The 17531-nt window shown below is 71.0% G+C and carries 15 protein-coding genes; 11 read left to right on the top strand and 4 right to left on the bottom strand.

Annotated features, from left to right (window positions below; all coding sequences use genetic code 11):
• Window positions 1-37: 37 nt before the first annotated feature.
• The 5 genes from ACWIHT_RS07545 to ACWIHT_RS07525 all read left to right on the top strand — a co-directional run bounded on the left by ACWIHT_RS07545 (window position 38) and on the right by ACWIHT_RS07525 (window position 8537).
• Entirely contained in the window at window positions 38-5413 is a 5376-nt protein-coding gene (locus ACWIHT_RS07545) for a type I polyketide synthase (RefSeq protein WP_456165411.1), read from the top strand.
• Window positions 5410-6393 carry a spirocyclase AveC family protein gene (locus tag ACWIHT_RS07540; RefSeq protein WP_456165409.1) on the top strand — a complete coding sequence of 328 codons (984 nt, stop codon included), beginning with the start codon at window positions 5410-5412 and terminating at the stop codon, window positions 6391-6393. The genes ACWIHT_RS07545 and ACWIHT_RS07540 overlap by 4 nt, the downstream gene beginning before the upstream one ends.
• Window positions 6394-6429: 36 nt before the next feature.
• The gene (locus ACWIHT_RS07535) at window positions 6430-7770 is read left to right on the top strand and encodes an NAD(P)/FAD-dependent oxidoreductase (protein ID WP_456165407.1); all 1341 of its coding nucleotides are present in this window, start codon (window positions 6430-6432) and stop codon (window positions 7768-7770) included.
• Between the two features lie 241 nt (window positions 7771-8011).
• Window positions 8012-8281 carry a type II toxin-antitoxin system Phd/YefM family antitoxin gene (locus ACWIHT_RS07530; protein WP_456165405.1) on the top strand — a complete coding sequence of 90 codons (270 nt, stop codon included), beginning with the start codon at window positions 8012-8014 and terminating at the stop codon, window positions 8279-8281.
• On the top strand, window positions 8274-8537 hold the full coding sequence (locus ACWIHT_RS07525; protein WP_456165403.1) for a type II toxin-antitoxin system RelE family toxin: 264 nt from the start codon (window positions 8274-8276) through the stop codon (window positions 8535-8537). Before ACWIHT_RS07530 ends, ACWIHT_RS07525 begins: the two co-directional genes overlap by 8 nt.
• Before the next feature lie 133 nt (window positions 8538-8670).
• Here ACWIHT_RS07525 and ychF read toward each other — a convergent pair whose 3' ends face one another.
• Window positions 8671-9759 (bottom strand): redox-regulated ATPase YchF, encoded by a 1089-nt coding sequence (gene ychF / locus ACWIHT_RS07520; protein ID WP_456165401.1) that lies wholly within the window; start codon window positions 9757-9759, stop codon window positions 8671-8673.
• Window positions 9760-9992: 233 nt separating this feature from the next.
• Here ychF and ACWIHT_RS07515 point away from each other — a divergent pair, with 233 nt between their 5' ends.
• Window positions 9993-10598 carry a DUF6542 domain-containing protein gene (locus ACWIHT_RS07515; protein ID WP_456165399.1) on the top strand — a complete coding sequence of 202 codons (606 nt, stop codon included), beginning with the start codon at window positions 9993-9995 and terminating at the stop codon, window positions 10596-10598.
• 67 nt (window positions 10599-10665) lie between these two features.
• Here ACWIHT_RS07515 and ppgK read toward each other — a convergent pair whose 3' ends face one another.
• Window positions 10666-11412, bottom strand: coding sequence for a polyphosphate--glucose phosphotransferase (gene ppgK, locus ACWIHT_RS07510; RefSeq protein ID WP_200710159.1), 747 nt, complete (start codon window positions 11410-11412; stop codon window positions 10666-10668).
• Between the two features lie 29 nt (window positions 11413-11441).
• Window positions 11442-12467: a 4-hydroxy-3-methylbut-2-enyl diphosphate reductase gene (locus ACWIHT_RS07505; protein ID WP_456165397.1), complete on the bottom strand. Its 1026-nt coding sequence runs from the start codon at window positions 12465-12467 to the stop codon at window positions 11442-11444.
• 99 nt (window positions 12468-12566) lie between these two features.
• Between ACWIHT_RS07505 and ACWIHT_RS07500 the strand changes: the two genes are divergently transcribed.
• The 5 genes from ACWIHT_RS07500 to ACWIHT_RS07480 all read left to right on the top strand — a co-directional run bounded on the left by ACWIHT_RS07500 (window position 12567) and on the right by ACWIHT_RS07480 (window position 16890).
• On the top strand, window positions 12567-13949 hold the full coding sequence (locus tag ACWIHT_RS07500; protein ID WP_456165395.1) for an APC family permease: 1383 nt from the start codon (window positions 12567-12569) through the stop codon (window positions 13947-13949).
• Window positions 13950-14006: 57 nt separating this feature from the next.
• Window positions 14007-15224, top strand: coding sequence for an exodeoxyribonuclease VII large subunit (gene xseA, locus ACWIHT_RS07495; protein ID WP_456165393.1), 1218 nt, complete (start codon window positions 14007-14009; stop codon window positions 15222-15224).
• A gap of 9 nt (window positions 15225-15233) precedes the next feature.
• Window positions 15234-15479: an exodeoxyribonuclease VII small subunit gene (locus tag ACWIHT_RS07490; protein WP_456165391.1), complete on the top strand. Its 246-nt coding sequence runs from the start codon at window positions 15234-15236 to the stop codon at window positions 15477-15479.
• A 147-nt stretch (window positions 15480-15626) separates the two neighbouring features.
• Complete coding sequence (locus ACWIHT_RS07485) at window positions 15627-16217, top strand: malonic semialdehyde reductase (RefSeq protein ID WP_456165389.1); 591 nt, start codon at window positions 15627-15629, stop codon at window positions 16215-16217.
• 277 nt (window positions 16218-16494) lie between these two features.
• Complete coding sequence (locus ACWIHT_RS07480) at window positions 16495-16890, top strand: VOC family protein (protein WP_456165387.1); 396 nt, start codon at window positions 16495-16497, stop codon at window positions 16888-16890.
• A 19-nt stretch (window positions 16891-16909) separates the two neighbouring features.
• Here the strand turns inward: ACWIHT_RS07480 and ACWIHT_RS07475 are convergent, their stop codons facing one another.
• Window positions 16910-17431 carry a DUF4245 domain-containing protein gene (locus ACWIHT_RS07475; protein ID WP_456165385.1) on the bottom strand — a complete coding sequence of 174 codons (522 nt, stop codon included), beginning with the start codon at window positions 17429-17431 and terminating at the stop codon, window positions 16910-16912.
• Window positions 17432-17531 lie beyond the last annotated feature (100 nt).

Here is a 17531-nt window from a genome sequence, read left to right as displayed (position 1 = left end):
GACGTCCAGTTCAGAGGTAGTGAGGAAGTGATGAGGCATGTCCGCGAACAATGACATCCCGATCGCGGTGGTGGGGATCGGCTGCCGGTTCCCCGGTGGGGTGGAAACCCCGGGCGGGCTGTGGCAGTTGGCGGCCGACGGCCGCTCGACCGTGGGGCCGGTGCCCGCCGACCGGTGGGACGCCGAGCGGTTATCGGCTCTACAGGAACCGGAGTTGAGGGAGCGGGCCGCTGTCGGCAGCTTCCTGGACGGGGACTTATGGGCGTGGGAGCCGGAGGCGTTGTCCGTGGCTCCGGCCGAACGGGAGTGGGTCGACCCGCAGTCACGGGTGATGATGGAGGTCGCCTGGGAGGCGGTGGAGCACGCGGGCATCCCGCTGGACCGGATCCGCGGCTCACGCACCGGCGTGTACGTCGGCACCTACGCGCCGGACAACCTGTTCCGGGAGGCCCGGCCGGTCGAGGACGCGCCCAACAGCCCCTATCTGTTCGGCAATTACACCGCGGGCGCGGCGGGCCGGGTGGCGTTCGCGATGGATCTGCGCGGCCCGGTCATGGTGGTCAGCACGCACTGTTCGTCGGGCATCGTGGCCCTGGACACCGCCTGTGGGGCGCTGTCGCTCGGGGAGTGCGACATGGCGCTGGCCGGTGGTGTGCTGCTGATGGTCGCGCCGCAGACGCACTACATGGAGGCGCCGTTGCTGCTGTCCCGGCAGGGCGCCTGCCACGCGTTCGACGTCCGTGCCGACGGCTATGTGCGGGGTGAGGGCGCGGGCGCGCTGCTCCTGAAGCGGCTGCCGGACGCGCGCCGCGCCGGTGACCGGGTGCTCGCGGTGATCCGCGGCAGCGCCGTCAACAACGACGGCCAGGCCACCCGGCTGACCGCGCCGTCCAGTGAGATGCAGCGCCAACTGTTCGCCGCCGCGGTGGAGTCGGCGCGGATCGATCCCGGTGAGGTCGGGCTGGTGGAGGCGCACGGCCCGGGCACCCCGGTCGGCGACCCGATCGAGTACTCCTCGATCCAGGCGGTCTACGGCGCCCAGGGGCGCGGGCGTTGTGCGCTCGGCTCGCTGAAGACGAACATCGGGCACACCGAGCCGGTCTCCGGAATCGCCGGGGTCATCAAGTCCGTCGAGTGCCTGCGGCGCGGGGTCGTCCCGCCGAACCTGAACTTCACCGACTGGAACCCGGCCGTCGACCGGTCCCAGAAGTCCCGGCTGTTCGTGCCCACCGAGCCGACCCGCTGGCCGGTGCCCGGCCGCGCCCGGCTGGCCGCGGTGTGCTCGTACGGAGTGAGCGGCACCAACGGGCACGTCGTCCTGGAGGCCCCTTCCGAACCACGCCCACGCCCGGGCCGCACCGTCCGCCGCGCCCCTCAACAGGCCGCGGGCAAAAGGCTGTTCCTGCTGTCGGGCACGTCCGAGGCGTCGCTGACCGGAGCGGCCCGACGGCTGGCCGACTGGGCGGCGGGCGAGGGCGCCCCGGTGCCGCTGGACGACGTGGCGCACACACTGGCGCTGCGCAGGCGGCACGCCGAGCACCGGCTGGGTGTCGTCGCGGACGATGTGGGTCAACTCGTCGGCCGATTACGGGAGTTCGCCGACGGCACCGAGACGGACGGCCTGGTGCACGGGACGCCGGTGCTGCCGCCGGGGCATGCCGGTCCGGTCTTCGTGTTCACCGGGCAGGGCTCGCAGTACCCCGGGATGTGCCGCCAACTGCTCGATAAGGAACCGGTGTTCGCCGCCGCGCTCGCCGAGCTGGAACCGCTGGTCCGGGCCGAGTCCGGCTTCTCCTTGCGGGAAACGATCGAGCGGCCCGAACTGCTGGTGGGCGTCGACCGGATCCAGCCGACGCTCTTCGGTGTGCAGGTCGCGCTGGCCGCGCTGTGGCGGTCCTGGGGTGTGGAACCGGCCGCCGTGATCGGGCAGTCGCTCGGCGAGGTCGCCGCCGCCGTGGTCGCCGGGATCCTCCCCCCGTCCGACGGGGTCAAGGTGATCTGCCGCCGGGCCACCCTGCTGGCCCGCATCGCACACGGCGCGATGGCCTCGGTGATGCTGGGCGCGGCCGACACGCAGGCCGCGATCGACGCGGCGGGCGCCGACGGTGTCGCGCTGGGCGTCCTGACCGCGCCCCGCACCACGGTGGTCTCCGGGGACGCACGGCAGGTCCGCGAGCTGGTGGACGCCTGGAACGCGGCGGGCACCGTGGCCCGCATGGTCGATGTCGACGTGGCCTCGCACTCCCCGCAGGTCGACCCCGTCGTCGACGAACTCCGGGCCGTACTCGCCGAGTTGCCGGACAGCCGCCCCGGAGCCGTCACCTTCTACTCCACCGTCGCCGACGACCCGCGCGACCCCGGCCCGCTCAACTCCTCGTACTGGGTGCGCAACCAGCGGGACACCGTCCACTTCCAGCGCGCCGTGACCGCCGCCCTCGCCGACGGACACCGGCTGTTCGTCGAGTGCACCGCGCACCCACTGGCCGCCCGGCCCCTCACCGAGACCGCCGCCGAACTGGGCATCGAGGACGTGACGGCGGTCGGTTCGCTGCGGCGAGACTCCGACGGCTCGGACGACTCCGAAGCGTTCCTGACCCATCTGGCCACCGCCCACTGCGCGGGCTTCGACGGCATCGACTTCGCCACCCACTACGGCACGGGCCGACTGGCCGACGTTCCGACCACCGCCTGGCACCGCACCCGCCACGGCGGCACCTCCGAGCCGTACGCCCTCGTCGCCCCGAGCCTGCCGGCCGCCCGCCAACACCCGTTGCTCGGCGGCCATGTGGCCGACCCCGACCGGCCGGGCCGCCATCTGTGGCAGACGCCGGTGGGCCCCGACAGGCTGCCCTGGCTGGCCGACCACCGGGTGGCCGGTGTGCCGGTGCTGCCCGGCACCGGTTTCGCCGAGATGCTGCTGGCCGCCGGGGCCGAGGTGCTGGGCACCGGACGGGTCGCGCTGGAGGACGTACGCGTCGAGGCGCCGTTGGTCCTCGATCCCGAACCCCAGGTCGTCACCCGGCTGTCGGAGGAGAACGGGGTGCTGCGCGGCGAGGTCCTGACCCGGACCGCCGACGGCCCGCTCGTGCACGCCCGCGCCACCGTCCGCGCACTCGCCGGACCCGAACAAGGCCCGCCAACCACCGCCGACACCCGCGCCAACAGGGCTTCCACCGGCGGCACTTCGGCCGCGAACGCTCCCGCCGACAGCACTTCCGCCGCCGACACTCCTGCCGACAGTCCTTCCGCCGCCGACGCCCCCACCGACGAGTGGACCGACACCGCCCCCGCCGACCTGCACCGCCACTTCCGCGAGCGCCACAACGTCTTCCACGGACCGTCCTTCGCGGCCATCGACCGCATCCGTCTGCACCCCGACCGCACCCGTGCCGTCGCCGCCCTGCGGATCGCCGACTCGGCCCGTGTCTCCGCCGCCGCGCTGCGCCTGCACCCGGCGCTCGCCGACGAGTTCGTGCAGACGACGGTCGCGGCCTGGCTGGAGTACCGCGCGACCAGCCCGGGGCCGGTGGTGGTCGCGGGCTTCGACGCGATCCGCGTGTACGGGCCCACGGGCCACGCCCGGTACGCCGATGTGACCCTGCGCGAGGCCGACGACCTGACCTGCACCGCCTCCGGCACCCTCGCCACGGCCGACGGCACGGTCGTCGCCGAGTTCAGCGGGCTACGGCTGTCCAACATCACGCCGCCGGAACAGCGTTACGCCGACCGGCTCGCCCATCTCGCCTGGCAGCCGGAGCCCGCACCCGCCGTCCCCGAGGCCACCGACCAGCAGTGGCTTGTGGTGGCACCCGAGGGCACCCGCTGGGCGGAGCGCCTGGCCACGAAACTCCGCAAGCGCTCGGCGGGCGGCCACTTGCTGCACCGCCCGCCCAACACCCTTGAGGAATCCGGGTGGTTGGCCCGCGCCCTGGCCGACGGCACCCGTCCGGCACCGACTCATCTCCTGCTGCTCCTCGACGGCACGGACACCGCGCCCACCCCCGACGGCGCTCGCACCGCCGTACGAAGCACGCTCACCACACTGCGCACACTCGCCGAGCACGGCACACCGATCCGCCTGTGGGTCCTGTGGCGGGACGATCAGCCACTGGCCGCCGCCGGGGTCCGTGGGCTGCTGCGGGTGGCCGCCTTCGAGCATCCCGAACTACGGGCGAGCTGCGGGGAGTTGGGCGGCGGTACCGCACTCGACGACGTGCTGCCGGACCTGCTCGACGACACCGTCCCGTTCACCGAGGTCGCCTGGCGGCGCGGTGTCCGTACCGTCGCCCGGGTCCGCCCCGGTCCCGCCGCCGTACCGGTCCGCGCCCTGCCTCGGCCGATCCGCGCGGGCGGCGGCTATCTGATCACCGGCGGCTTCGGCGGCCTGGGCCTGCTCACCGCCCACCGCCTCGCCGAACGCGGGGCCGGCGCCCTGGTCCTGGTCGGCCGTACGGCTCCGGGACCGGACGTGCGACCCGCCCTGGAGGCCGTAACCGCCGCCACCGGCACCCGCATCGAGACGGTCGTCGGCGACATCGCCGACCCGGACACCGTCCACCGCGCGCTCACCGGTGCGGGCGGCGACACGCTGCGCGGCATCGTGCACGCGGCCGGTGTGGTCGAGGACGCCACCCTCGCCCGGGTCGAGGACACGTTGCTCGACCGGGTCTGGCGCGGCAAGGCGCGTGGCGCGTGGGAACTCCATCAGGCCACGCTGGACAGGGAGTTGGACTTCTTCGTCGTCTACTCCTCGGTCGCCTCGCTGCTCGGTTCACCCGGACAGGGCGCGTACGCCGCCGCCAACGCCTACCTCGACGCCCTCGTCACCCACCGGCTCGCCGAGGGCCTGCCCGCCACCGGCATCCACTGGGGCGCCTGGGCCAAGGCCGGGCGGGGACAGCACCTCGCCGACCGCGGCTTCGTCACGATCGCCCCGACGGACGGCCTGGACGCCCTCGAACGGATCCTCGCCGAGGGCCACCACCAGGTCGCCTACTCCCCCATCGACGCCGCCGCGTGGACCGCGCCGTACCCGGCGCTGCGCTCCTCCACCCTCCTGGCCGAACTCCTCACCGGCACCGCCCCCACCTCGACGGAGGACGCCTCGCCCGTCCTGGACGACCTCCACGCCGCCACGACCGGCGCCGAACGCCGGCGTCTGCTCGGCGAGTTCATCGTCGGCCAGGTCCGCGAGATCCTCGGCGGCACCGGCCGGCACATCGGCCCGCACACCAGCCTGGTCGTCCTCGGTCTGGACTCCCTGGGCGCCGTCCAGCTCCAGCAACGCCTCGCCACCGCCCTGCGCACCGACATCGCGCCCGGCACCATCTGGGTCAAACCCAGCCCCGCCACCCTGGCCGACGCGCTCCTGCGACAGACCGGGCTCGCCGAGGGGGAAGGGGACGCGTCATGACTCAGGCCCCGCCGCTCCGACCGGCGAACTCCGCCCCGGCACAGTCCAGTTGGGCCTGGCTGCGCCGCCCCGTCGGCATCTGGGCCATGGCCGGCCTGCTGCTCCTGGCCTTCGGCGTCGTGGCGATCGCGCGCTGGATCGCCGCCGGGCAGGCGTCGTTCTCCCTCGGCACCCAGTACGACGTGAGCACGCCCCGCCGGGTCGCCCTCTGGTTCGGGCAGGGCACGATCGCCGCGTCGAGCGCGGGACTCGTCGTCTGGGCCGTCCGGCAGTACCGCCGCGAACACCGGCTCACCTTCGACGCCCAACTGATCGTCGCCTACACGACAACGATGTGGATCGGCCCCGTCGCCAGCATCCGCACCCCGAACCTGGTCACGAACCTGGCCGGCATGACCACCACGTCCTGGGCGCCCTTCCTCCTGGGCCATCGCAAGGGCACGACGCCGGTTCCGGAAGGCATGTGGGTCGGTGAACTCGCCCACACCGCAGGGGTGTTCTGGCTGGCCGGGACCGCTCTGGTGATGCGGCTGCTGTTCCTGCGCCGCCAACCCCGCCTGAGGGGAGTGCCGTTGATCCTGGCGACACTGCTCTGCGCCACCCTCGCGGACTACGTCCTGGAGGTCTTCTGCGTACCGCTCACCGGCCTCTACGCGCACTCCGTGGGCGTGCCCGCGCTCACGCTCTTCTCCGGCCACTGGTATCAACTCCCCCTGATCGAGGCGGCGATCGTGGGCATCGGCTGGGGCGGGGTGCCGTATCTGGTCCGCCACTACCACGTCGCACACGGCCCCGAGACCTCGGTCCTGCGCGGCGCCGGCGCCGTACCACCGGGCATCCGCACCCCGGTGACACTCTTCGCCCTCATCGGCCTGCTCAGCGTGTGCATCCTCGCGGTCGACCTCGCCCTCACCCTCAATCCGCAGCTGTTCAACAGCCCGCACTGGACCGGCCCTTCGCCCTATCCGTTCGGCGCCTGAGATGTGCCGACCGGACCGAACGGAAGGGGTGTCCCCATGACCAGGGAAGCGGTCGTCCTGGGCGGCGGCATCGCCGGTCTCCTCGCCGCGGCAGCACTGTCCGCCCACTTCGACCGGGTGACGGTCGTGGAACGCGACCACCTGCCGGACGGCCCGCACACCCGGCGCGGCACCCCGCAGGCCGTCCATGTGCACGGCCTGGTGAGCCGGGGCCAGCAGGAGATCGACCGCCTGCTCCCCGGCTTCACCACCGGCCTCGCCCAACTCGGCGTACCCGTCATCGACTTCGCCGCCGACGTGGCACTCCGCAACCCACACGGCTGGGCCGTCCGCTTCCCGTCCCCCATCAAGGCGTACGGTGTCAGCCGCCCCCTCCTGGAATGGCGCATCCGGCAACGCGTCCTCGCCCTGCCCGGCGTCGCCGTACACCACGGGCAGGCCACCGGACTCAACACCAGCGCCAGCCGAGTCACCGGGGTGACGCTCCAAGACACCACGCTGGGCGCCGACTTCGTGGTCGACGCGACCGGCCGGGGCTCCCGCGCGGACAGCTGGCTGCACCGCTCCGGCTGGCCCACGGCCCGCGAGACGGTCGTGGACTGCCGTCTCGGCTACGCCACCCGCCACTACCGCGTCCCCGCCGCGCACACCGCCGACTGGACGGCCTGCTACGTCCAGCCCGGCGCCCCCGACCAGCGGCGCGGCGCCATGCTGATGCCGGTCGAGGACCACCGCTGGATCGTCACCCTCATCGGCGTCGGCCCCGACCGCCCCGGCCGCGACGAAGCGGAATTCATGGCCTTCGCCAAGAGCCTGTGCACCCCCCTGATCGCCGACGCCATCGCCGACGCGGAACCGCTCACCCCCGTCATGGTCAGCGGCTCCACCGCCAACCGCCGCCGGCACGTGGAGAACCTCCCCCGCCAACCCGCCAACCTCGTCCGCCTCGGCGACGCGGTGTGCGCCTTCAACCCCGTCTACGCCCAGGGCATGAGCACCGCGGCCTGGGGCGCCGCACTCCTCGCCGACCACCTGGACCGCCTCGAACTCCGGTCACCGGGCCGGGACTTCGCCCACCGCTTCCACCGTGCCCTGGCCCGCCGCAACAACTGGGCCTGGCACCTCGCCACCGTCTCCGACACCCGCTGGCTCACCACCGAAGCCCCGCCGCCCGCATGGCCCCGCCGCGCGACCGCCCACTACATCGACCGCCTCATGACCACCGCCTGCCACGACCGAAAAACCCAGCAGTCCCTCCTGAACGTCCTACACCTGCGCAACCACCCACTGTCCCTACTCACCCCGCCCCTGCTGTTCCGCACGCTGCTGCCCCACACGTGCGCCCCGACCAGGCGGTCGCGACCGTCGGCCGAGTGAGGTCTCCGGGCGGCGCGATGGTCCGCGACGCCGTCAGTGGGGGGACAGAGGCCAGACCCGAGGGCAGACAGGGTGGCGACGATCCTCGGGTGCCCGTCAGAGCCGGACCCTCTCTGACCTGTATGTTCGCCAGATCAGCGACGTGGCGGTAGGTCACCCGCTTCCGACCGCAGCGCCGAGGACCTGCCGACCGCCACGATATCCATTGTGTACACATGGAACACTCGGTACGCTTGAGCGCATGACGCAGCCGCTGCCCATAGAGTCCATCCGCGACGTGCGCGCGCACTTGGCGGACGTCGTGGAGCGCGCGGAGCGCGACGACACGCCCACGGTGATCACACGCCGAGGCAAGGAAGTCGCCGCCGTCGTCTCCATCGAGGTGCTGCGCAAGTATCAGGAGTGGGAAGAGCGCGAGATCAATCGGATCATCGATGAGCGCATGGCCAACCCCGCGTCCGGCATCCCGATCGAGGACATCATGAAGGAGACGCTGGCGCGGAGTGAGTGAGTACCGAACCGTCTTCCGCCCCGAGGCACAGGCCGAACTTCGGAAGATCCCCCGCGACATGGCGCTGCGCATCCTGACAAAGCTGACGGAGTTGGAGACCGACCCTCTCGGCTTCAACACCACCGCACTCGTATCCCAACCCGAACGTCGCCGCTTGCGCGTCGGCGACTACCGCATCGTTTACACGATCGACAACGGGGAGCTGGTGGTCTGGGTCGTTCACGTAGGACACCGGTCCACCGTTTACGAGACCTGATCGCTACTGACCCCACGTCAGAACATCCAGCATCCATCCAGCACGGTGACAACGAAGAGGTCGGACTCGATGCAGTCCGACCTCTTCCGACCTGCACGCTTGACCGAACAAACCACGCGCAGTACGCACACGACTACACGTTGAACCGAAACTCCACCACGTCCCCGTCCTGCATCACATACTCCTTGCCCTCCATCCGCGCCTTCCCCTTGGCGCGGGCCTCCGCGACCGAGCCCATTTCGACCAGGTCGGAGAAGGAGATGACCTCCGCCTTGATGAAGCCCTTCTGGAAGTCGGTGTGGATGACTCCGGCGGCCTCGGGGGCGGTGGCGCCCTTCTTGATGGTCCAGGCGCGGGATTCCTTGGGGCCTGCCGTGAGGTAGGTCTGGAGGCCGAGCGTGTCGAAGCCGACGCGGGCGAGGGTGGCGAGGCCGGGCTCCTCCGCGCCGACCGACTCCAGGAGCTCCATCGCGTCCTCCTCGTCCAGCTCGGCGAGGTCCGCCTCCAGCTTGGCGTTGAGGAAGATCGCCTCCGCGGGGGCGACCAGGGCGCGCTGGGCGGTCTTGAAGTCCTCGTCGACCAGTTCGTCCTCGTCGACGTTGAAGACGTAGAGGAAGGGCTTGGTCGTCAACAGGTGGAGGTCGTGGAGGAGTTCCTCCTTGCCCGAGCCCTGGACGATGCCCTGGGAGAAGAGGGTGTCGCCCTTCTCCAGGATCTCCTTCGCCGCCTCGACCGCCGCGACCTTCGGGACGACGTCCTTCTTGATGCGCGAGTCCTTCTGGAGGCGCGGCAGGACCTTCTCGATGGTCTGGAGGTCGGCGAGGATCAGCTCGGTGTTGATGGTCTCGATGTCGTCCTTGGGCGAGACCTTGCCGTCGACGTGCACGACGTTCTCGTCCTTGAAGGCACGGATGACCTGGCAGATCGCGTCGGACTCACGGATGTTCGCGAGGAACTTGTTGCCCAGGCCCTCGCCCTCGGAGGCGCCCTTCACGATGCCCGCGATGTCGACGAAGTCGACGGTCGCCGGGAGGACCTTCTGCGAGGAGAAGATCTCCGCCAGCTTCGTCAGGCGCGGGTCGGGGACGCCGACGACGCCGACGTTCGGCTCGATCGTGGCGAACGGGTAGTTGGCCGCGAGCACGTCGTTCTTGGTCAGGGCGTTGAACAGGGTCGACTTGCCGACATTCGGCAGACCGACGATTCCGATCGTGAGCGACACGTTGCGACTTCCCGTACGTGAGAGGCGTGAGAGCGATGGAGGAGCATTGGTGGAGCAATGGAGGAGCGATGGCGGGGGACCGCGGGCCGGCAGAGACTGGGCGCCCAGGGCCGATCAACCAGTCTACGGCGTGAGCCGCCCCGCCCCGGCTCCGCGTCGAACACCTGGCCAAGCTCTGCTCATCGGCGTGTCTCAGGGCCTATTCGGCACATAAACCGACCTAAGTTGGTCCAGTGGAGCAACACAGGACACGACCCCCACAGCCCGGCGCGAGACGCGGGGCCCCGCCGCTGCCCCCGCAGGCGGGCCGGGGCCCGAACGGCGGCGCGGCCCGTACGCCCCGTCCGGGACCCCAGGCACGCGGCACCGCGCAACGCCGCTGGGGGTCCCCCCACGCCTTTAAGGCAGTGGGCGAGGCGGTACGACGCCCCGGCCCGGCGGCGCCCCAGTCCGTACGGCCGTTGCCGAACCCCCGGCTCACCGGGCTCGGCGGCGGCCTGTTCTGCGCGGCCGTGATGCTCGTCCTCGGGTTCCTCGACCAGCTGCTGTTCGGGGCGTCGCTGACCGTGTACGGCGTGCTGTTCCTGCCGGTGTGCGTGCTGACGGCCCTCTGGATCCGGCGCGGGGACCTGCTGACCGCGCCGGTCGTCGTGCCGATCGCCTTCGTCGTGGGCCTGTTCCCGGTGGCCGACGGCAGCGGCGGCCTGGTCAACCGCCTGATGGGCCTGTTCACCGGCCTCGCCACCGAGGCCGGCTGGCTCTACGGCGGAACGTTCGCCGCGGGCCTCATCGCGACGGTCCGCAGGATCCAGCTGGTGAGGCGGCGCCGCCGGGGGTGACGTCCGGCGGAGGGGAGAGGCGCACGGAAGCCCCCCTCCGCCCTCCTCCGCCCCGCCCCGCTCTCCCCTAGTCGTCCCCCGCCGCGTGCATCGCCGCCCCCACGATCCCCGCGTTGTTCTGCAACTGCGCCGGGACGATCTCCGCCTTGATGCCCTCGATGAAGTGCAGGAACTTGTCGGCCTTGCGGCTGACTCCGCCGCCGATGATGAAGAGTTCGGGCGAGAAGAGCATCTCGACATGGGCGAGGTACTTCTGGACCCGGTGGGCCCAGTGCTCCCAGGTCAGCTCCTCGTCCTCCTTGGCCTTGCTGGACGCCTTCTTCTCGGCGTCGTGGCCGTTCAGCTCAAGGTGGCCCAGCTCCGTGTTGGGAACCAGGACGCCGTTGACGAACAGGGCGCTGCCGATGCCCGTGCCGAAGGTCAGCAGGATCACCGTGCCCTTGCGGCCCTGGCCGGCGCCGAAGTGCATCTCGGCGACGCCCGCCGCGTCCGCGTCGTTGACAACGGTCACCGGGAGGCCGCCGAGTCTCTCGGCGAACAGCGCTCCCGCGTCCTTGTCGATCCAGCTCTTGTCGACGTTCGCCGCCGTACGGATCGTGGCCCCGCCGGTGACCACGCCCGGAAACGTGAGCCCGACCGGTCCCGTCCAGCCGAAGTGGTCGACGACTTCCTTCACGCCGTCGGCCACCCCGTCCGGCGTCGCCGGGTGCGGGGTCAGCACTTTGCACCGCTCTTGGGTCAATTCGCCCTTGTCCAGGTCCACAGGGGCGCCCTTGATCCCGGATCCACCGATGTCCACGCCGAAGATCTGCATGGATCCACGCTACGACGAACGACTGACAGTCACTGCCCGGAGGGGGTCGAACGGTCCGCACCCGTGCGCTCGGCGACCAGTGCCGCCGCCTCTTCGCGCAGGTCACGGCGGAGTTCCTTGGGCAGCGAGAACGTGATGGACTCCTCGGCCGCCTTGACCAGTTCGACGTCCTCGTAGCCGCGCACGGACAGCCACTCCAACACCTGTTCGACCAGGATCTCCGGTACGGAGGCTCCCGAGGTGACGCCGACCGTGGTCACGCCCTCCAGCCAGGCCTCGTCGATCTCGTCGGCGAAATCCACCAGGTACGCGGCGCGGGCGCCGGCCAGCTTGGCGACCTCGACGAGCCGAATCGAGTTGGAGGAGTTCCTCGAACCGACCACGATCACCAGGTCGGCATCCTCGCCCATCTGCTTCACGGCGAGCTGACGGTTCTGCGTGGCGTAGCAGATGTCGTCACTGGGCGGCGAGATGAGCTGCGGGAACTTCTCCTTCAGGGCGTCGACCGTCTCCATGGTCTCGTCCACGGAGAGCGTCGTCTGGGAGAGCCAGACGACCCTGGACGGGTCGCGCACCTCGACCTTGGCGACGTCGCCGGGACCGTCGACCAGGGTGATGTGGTCGGGGGCCTCCCCGGAGGTGCCGATGACCTCCTCGTGGCCCTCGTGCCCGATGAGGAGGATGTCGAAGTCGTCGTTGGCGAACCGGACGGCTTCCTTGTGGACCTTGGTCACCAGGGGGCAGGTCGCGTCGATGGTGGCGAGATTGCCCCGCCTGGCCTCGTCGTGGACGACGGGCGCGACGCCGTGCGCGGAGAACATCACGATGTTCCCCTCGGGGACCTCCTCGGTCCGCTCGACGAAGATGGCGCCCTTCTTCTCCAGGGTCTGCACGACGTACTTGTTGTGCACGATCTCGTGCCGGACGTAGATCGGAGCCCCGTACTGCTCAAGGGCTTTCTCGACGGCGATCACGGCGCGGTCCACACCCGCGCAGTAGCCCCGGGGGGCGGCGAGCAGGACACGGCGGCCAGACGAAGCAGTCATGCGTCCCATCGTAAGGCCGCGCTCGACGGGTCAAAGATCGCGCCGGTGGAGAGACTGGCGGTGGAGTGGGAGGGGTGGGGGCCGGACACTACGTACGGGAGACGCGAGATGGCCGACACGGGCACGGACACGACGACCACCTCCGGTGGGGCGCCTCAGCTGCGGCGCAGCCTCGGTTTCCGTGATCTCGTCGTCTACGGGCTGCTGTTCATCGCCCCCATGGCGCCGGTCGGCGTGTTCGGCACCCTGGACGCCAAGTCGCACGGCGCGGTCGCGCTGGTCTACGTCGTGGCGACGGTCGCGATGGCGTTCACCGCTTTCAGCTACGCGCAGATGGTGCGGGTCGTCCCTCAGGCGGGCTCGGTGTTCGCCTACGCGCGCGTGGGGCTCGGCAGGGAGGCCGGGTTCGTCGCCGGCTGGATGGCGATGCTGGACTACGTCCTGATCCCCGCGGTCGCCTATCTCTTCTCCGGGATCGCCATGAACGCGCTGGTCCCGGACGTCTCCCGGTGGGTGTGGACCGCGCTGGCGGTCGTCCTCACGACCTGCCTCAACCTCTGGGGAGTACGGGCCGCCGCGCGCGTGGGCTTCCTGGTGCTCGCGATGGAGATCGTCGTCCTGGTCGTGTTCACCGTGTCGGCGATCGTCGTCCTCGTGCGCGACGGCGCCGAACGGGGCTGGCTGTCGCCCCTCTCCGGGGACGGCACCCAGGGCGCGTTCGCGCTGTCGGCGGTGATCGGCGCGGTCTCCGTCGCCGTGCTGTCCTACCTGGGCTTCGACGCGGTCGCCACCTTCGCGGAGGAGGTCACCGGCGGCTCCGAGAAGGTCGCCAGGGCGCTGCTGTTCTGCCTCGCGCTCGCCGGTGTCCTGTTCATCACCCAGACGTACCTGGTCGCCCTCCTGGAGCCGACGACTTCCGCACAGCTCGCCGCCGACGCCGGAAAACAGGGATCGGCGTTCTACGACGCGGTCGACGTGTCGGTGGGCAACTGGCTGCACAACCTGGTCGCCGTCAGCAAGGCGATCGGCGCGGCCTTCGCGGCACTCGTCGGGCAGGCCGCGGCGGGCCGCCTGGTCTTCGCCATGGCCCGCGACCGACGCCTCCCGCGCGCCCTGTCGAAGACCGACGACGGAGTACCGCGGGTCGCCCTGCTCTCGGCAGCCCTGATCACTCTCGTCGCGGCGGTCTGGGCGGCCCGGCGCGACGACGGGCTCGACCAGCTGGTGTCGGTCGTCGACATCGGCGCGCTGACCGCCTTCACGCTGCTGCACGCGAGCGTGGTGGGCTGGTTCGCGGTACGGCGCAGGGGCGGCCCGGTGGTGTGGTGGCGGCACGTGCTCGTGCCGGTGCTGGGGGCGGCGATCACGATCGCGGTGATCGTGGAGGCGTCCGGCACGGCACAGGTGGTGGGCGCGATCTGGCTGGCGGTGGGGTTGGTGGTGCTCGCGGTGCAGCGCGGGCGGAACAAGGGCGACACGGAGACCGGTTGAGGTCACACGCTCGGCACCTCGACCGCGTTGTCAGAGGCGGCCGTTACTCTCGGGCGCATGGCTCTCAACACGGCTCCGGACGCCCCGCTCCCCGTCGGTGAGGTCTCCCGGCTGATCGGCGGGTGGATCGACCGGCTCGGCGCGGTGTGGGTCGAGGGGCAGATCACCCAGCTGTCGCGGCGCCCCGGTGCCGGTGTCGTGTTCCTGACGCTGCGCGACCCGTCGTACGACATCTCGGTGAGCGTGACCTGCTTCCGGCAGGTGTTCGACGAGATCGCGGATGTCGTCAGCGAGGGCGCGCGGGTCGTCGTCCTCGCGAAGCCGGAGTGGTACGCGCCGCGTGGGCAGTTGTCGTTGCGGGCCACGGAGATAAGGCCGGTGGGGGTGGGTGAACTCCTCGCGCGGCTGGAGCAGTTGAAGAAGTCCCTCGCGGCGGAGGGGCTGTTCGCGGCTGACCGGAAGAAGCCGCTGCCGTTCCTGCCGCAGCTCATCGGGCTGGTCTGCGGGCGGGCCTCGGCGGCCGAGCGGGACGTGCTGGAGAACGCGCGGCATCGCTGGCCGGCGGTCCGCTTCGAGGTGCGCAACGTACCCGTGCAGGGTGTGCACGCCGTGCCGCAGGTCGTGCAGGCCGTGAAGGAGCTGGACGCGCTCGACGGTGTGGACGTGATCATCGTGGCCCGGGGCGGCGGCAGCGTGGAGGACCTACTGCCGTTCTCCGACGAGCAGTTGGTGCGCGCCGTGTCGGAGTGCCGTACGCCCGTGGTGTCCGCGATCGGGCACGAGCCCGACAACCCGCTCCTGGACTACGTGGCCGACCTGCGCGCCTCCACCCCCACCGACGCGGCGAAGAAGGTCGTACCGGATGTCGGCGAGGAGTACGAGCGCGTACGGCAGTTGCGCGACCGGGCGCGGCGGTGTGTGGTCGCGTTCGTCGACCGGGAGGAGCGCGGGCTGGCGCAGGCGCTGGCGCGGCCGTCGATAGAGGATCCGCACCGGATGATCGACGAGCGGGCGGACCATGTCTCCGCGCTGCTCGGCCGCGGTCGGCGCACTCTCGGCCATCTCCTGGACCGCGCCGACTCGGAGCTGACCCACACGCACGCGCGCGTGGTGGCCCTCTCCCCCGCGGCGACCCTGAAGCGGGGGTACGCGGTGCTACAGAAGGCCGACGGGCACGCCGTCCGGGACCCGGACGAGGTGACGGCGGACGAGGTACTGCGCGCGCGGGTCGCCGAGGGCGAGTTCACGGTTCGAGTCGATACGGCACATGCATAGGGTGGGCGGATGACCAGCAAGGTTGACGAAAATGCCGGTACGGCAGAGGCGCTCGGGTACGAACAGGCGCGCGACGAGCTGATCGAGGTCGTGCGGCGGCTGGAGGCGGGCGGTACGACGCTGGAGGAGTCGCTCGCGCTCTGGGAGCGGGGCGAGGAGCTGGCCAAGGTGTGCCGGCGCTGGCTGGACGGGGCCCGGGCGCGGCTGGACGCGGCACTGGCGGAGGAAGAGGCCGAAGAAGAGGGCCGCGAGTAACACTGACGGTGATCTGCTCTGTGAGGCGGATCACCATGCTCCACTTTTGGTTGAATGTTGAACCTCCCGTCGCGTACGGTCGGTCCCGTCAGCTTAACCGGACCGCGGTCCGGTAATCCGCTTCCGGCCCCCCGAGGAAGTTCTCGTATGTCTCTCGTTCTTGACCCCGCCGCCCAGGACCTGCTGTTCCGCGAGGCCCGCACCGCGAACACCTTCACCGACGAGCCCGTGACCGACGAGCAGGTCCAGGCGATCTACGACCTGGTCAAGTACGGCCCGACCTCGATGAACCAGTCGCCGCTGCGCGTCACCCTGGTCCGCTCCCCCGAGGCCCGCGAGCGTCTCGTGCGGCACCTCTCCGAGGGCAACCAGAAGAAGACCGCCGCCGCCCCGCTGGTCGCGATCCTCTCCGCGGACAACGAGTTCCACGAGGAACTGCCCACCCTGTTCCCGCACTTCCCGCAGGCCAAGGACGCCGTCTTCGGCGAGCGTTCGGTCCGTGAGGGCAACGCAGCGCTGAACGCCGCCCTCCAGGCCGCGTACTTCATCATCGGCATCCGCGCCGCCGGCCTCGCCGCCGGACCGATGACCGGTCTCGACTTCGCGGGCGTCCAGAAGGAGTTCCTGGACGACGACCACACCCCGTTCGTCGTCATCAACATCGGCAAGCCGGGCGAGGACGCCTGGTTCCCGCGCTCCCCGCGCCTGGCGTACGACGAGGTCGTCACCACCGTCTGAGACGTGTGACGCGACGCGCAACGCGCACAGGGCCCCGGCGCGGACAGGAGACCGTCCGCGCCGGGGCCCTCCGCGTTCACCATTGCCGTGACGCTCAGTGGGGCACTAGGGTCCTTCACGTGACTGCCGGGTCGGCCATGGGCCATTCACGAGTGGGGCACCCGGCCTCGGCGTGAGCACGAGGCGGGCCAGAGCCCCGCCGTCTCTCCTTGTCTTCCCTCCTCGCGCCCGCACGTGGCGCGCTCATCGGACCCAAGACTCGGAGACCCGCCCACACATGTCACTGCCGACCACCGTCCAGCTGAACCACACCGCCGTCTACGCCGTCGACCGGCAACTGTCGGCCGACTTCCTCGCCGCGATCATGGGTCTGGAGGTCGGCGCGCCCTTCGGGCCGTTCGTCCCGGTCGACCTGGGCAACGGCGTGACGCTCGACTTCTACGAGAAGCGCGACGAGCCGATCCAGCCGCAGCACTACGCGTTCCTCGTGCCCGAGGAGCGGTTCGACACCATGATCGGCCGCCTGGAGGCGGTCGGGGTCACGTACTACGCCGACCCGTACCACCAGGACCCCGGCCGGACGAACCAGCTCTTCGGCGGTCGCGGCGCCTACTTCGAGGACCCGAGCGGCCACAACATGGAGATCATGACCCGGCCGTACGTCCGGCCGTAGCGCGGGAACGCCTGCCGGGCTACTTCGTCTTCAACGCCTGTGCCATCTCGGTCAGTTGGGCGAAGGAGCCCGTGCCCGCGACGACCGTCGTCGAGCCCTTGTCCGCGAGCACGAGGGCGTCGTAGCGACCGCCGGTCCAGCGGGTCCAGGTGTGGCCGTCGATGGTCTGGGTGGTCTTCGTCGCGGTGGCGCCCTGGCTCGCGGTGTCGACGAAGTCGGAGGGCTTCTGAGTCGACTGCTCTATCTGCACGTACTCACCGTCGGGGGCACTGAACCCGAGGTGCCAGGCGTCGAACGCGGCGCCGTCGTAGCGGACCGAGGTCGCCTTCCAGGTCGTGGGCAGACCCTCCGGCGCCGCCACCGGGTACGGCGCCGCGCGGCGAGCCGTGAGCAGCTCCACGCGGTAGTCGACCCGCTTGACGTCCGGAGCGTGGTCGCTGTGCGGGATGAAGAGGTAGACGATCGCCGCCGCGATCCCGATCAGGCCCAGGGAGAGAATCATGTCCCGGACCGTCTTCTGCTTGCCGTTCGAACCTGCCACGCCCCTATCGTCGCAGGTGCCCCGGCCGCTCATCCGTGGGGCCCCCTGCTCATTTTGTCTGCCTGGCGATAGAGTCGTGGCCATACCCTCATCCGGCCGT

The sequence above is a fragment of the Streptomyces sp. NPDC002276 genome (assembly GCF_053891435.1).
This window is presented reverse-complemented; position numbering and strand designations above follow the sequence as displayed.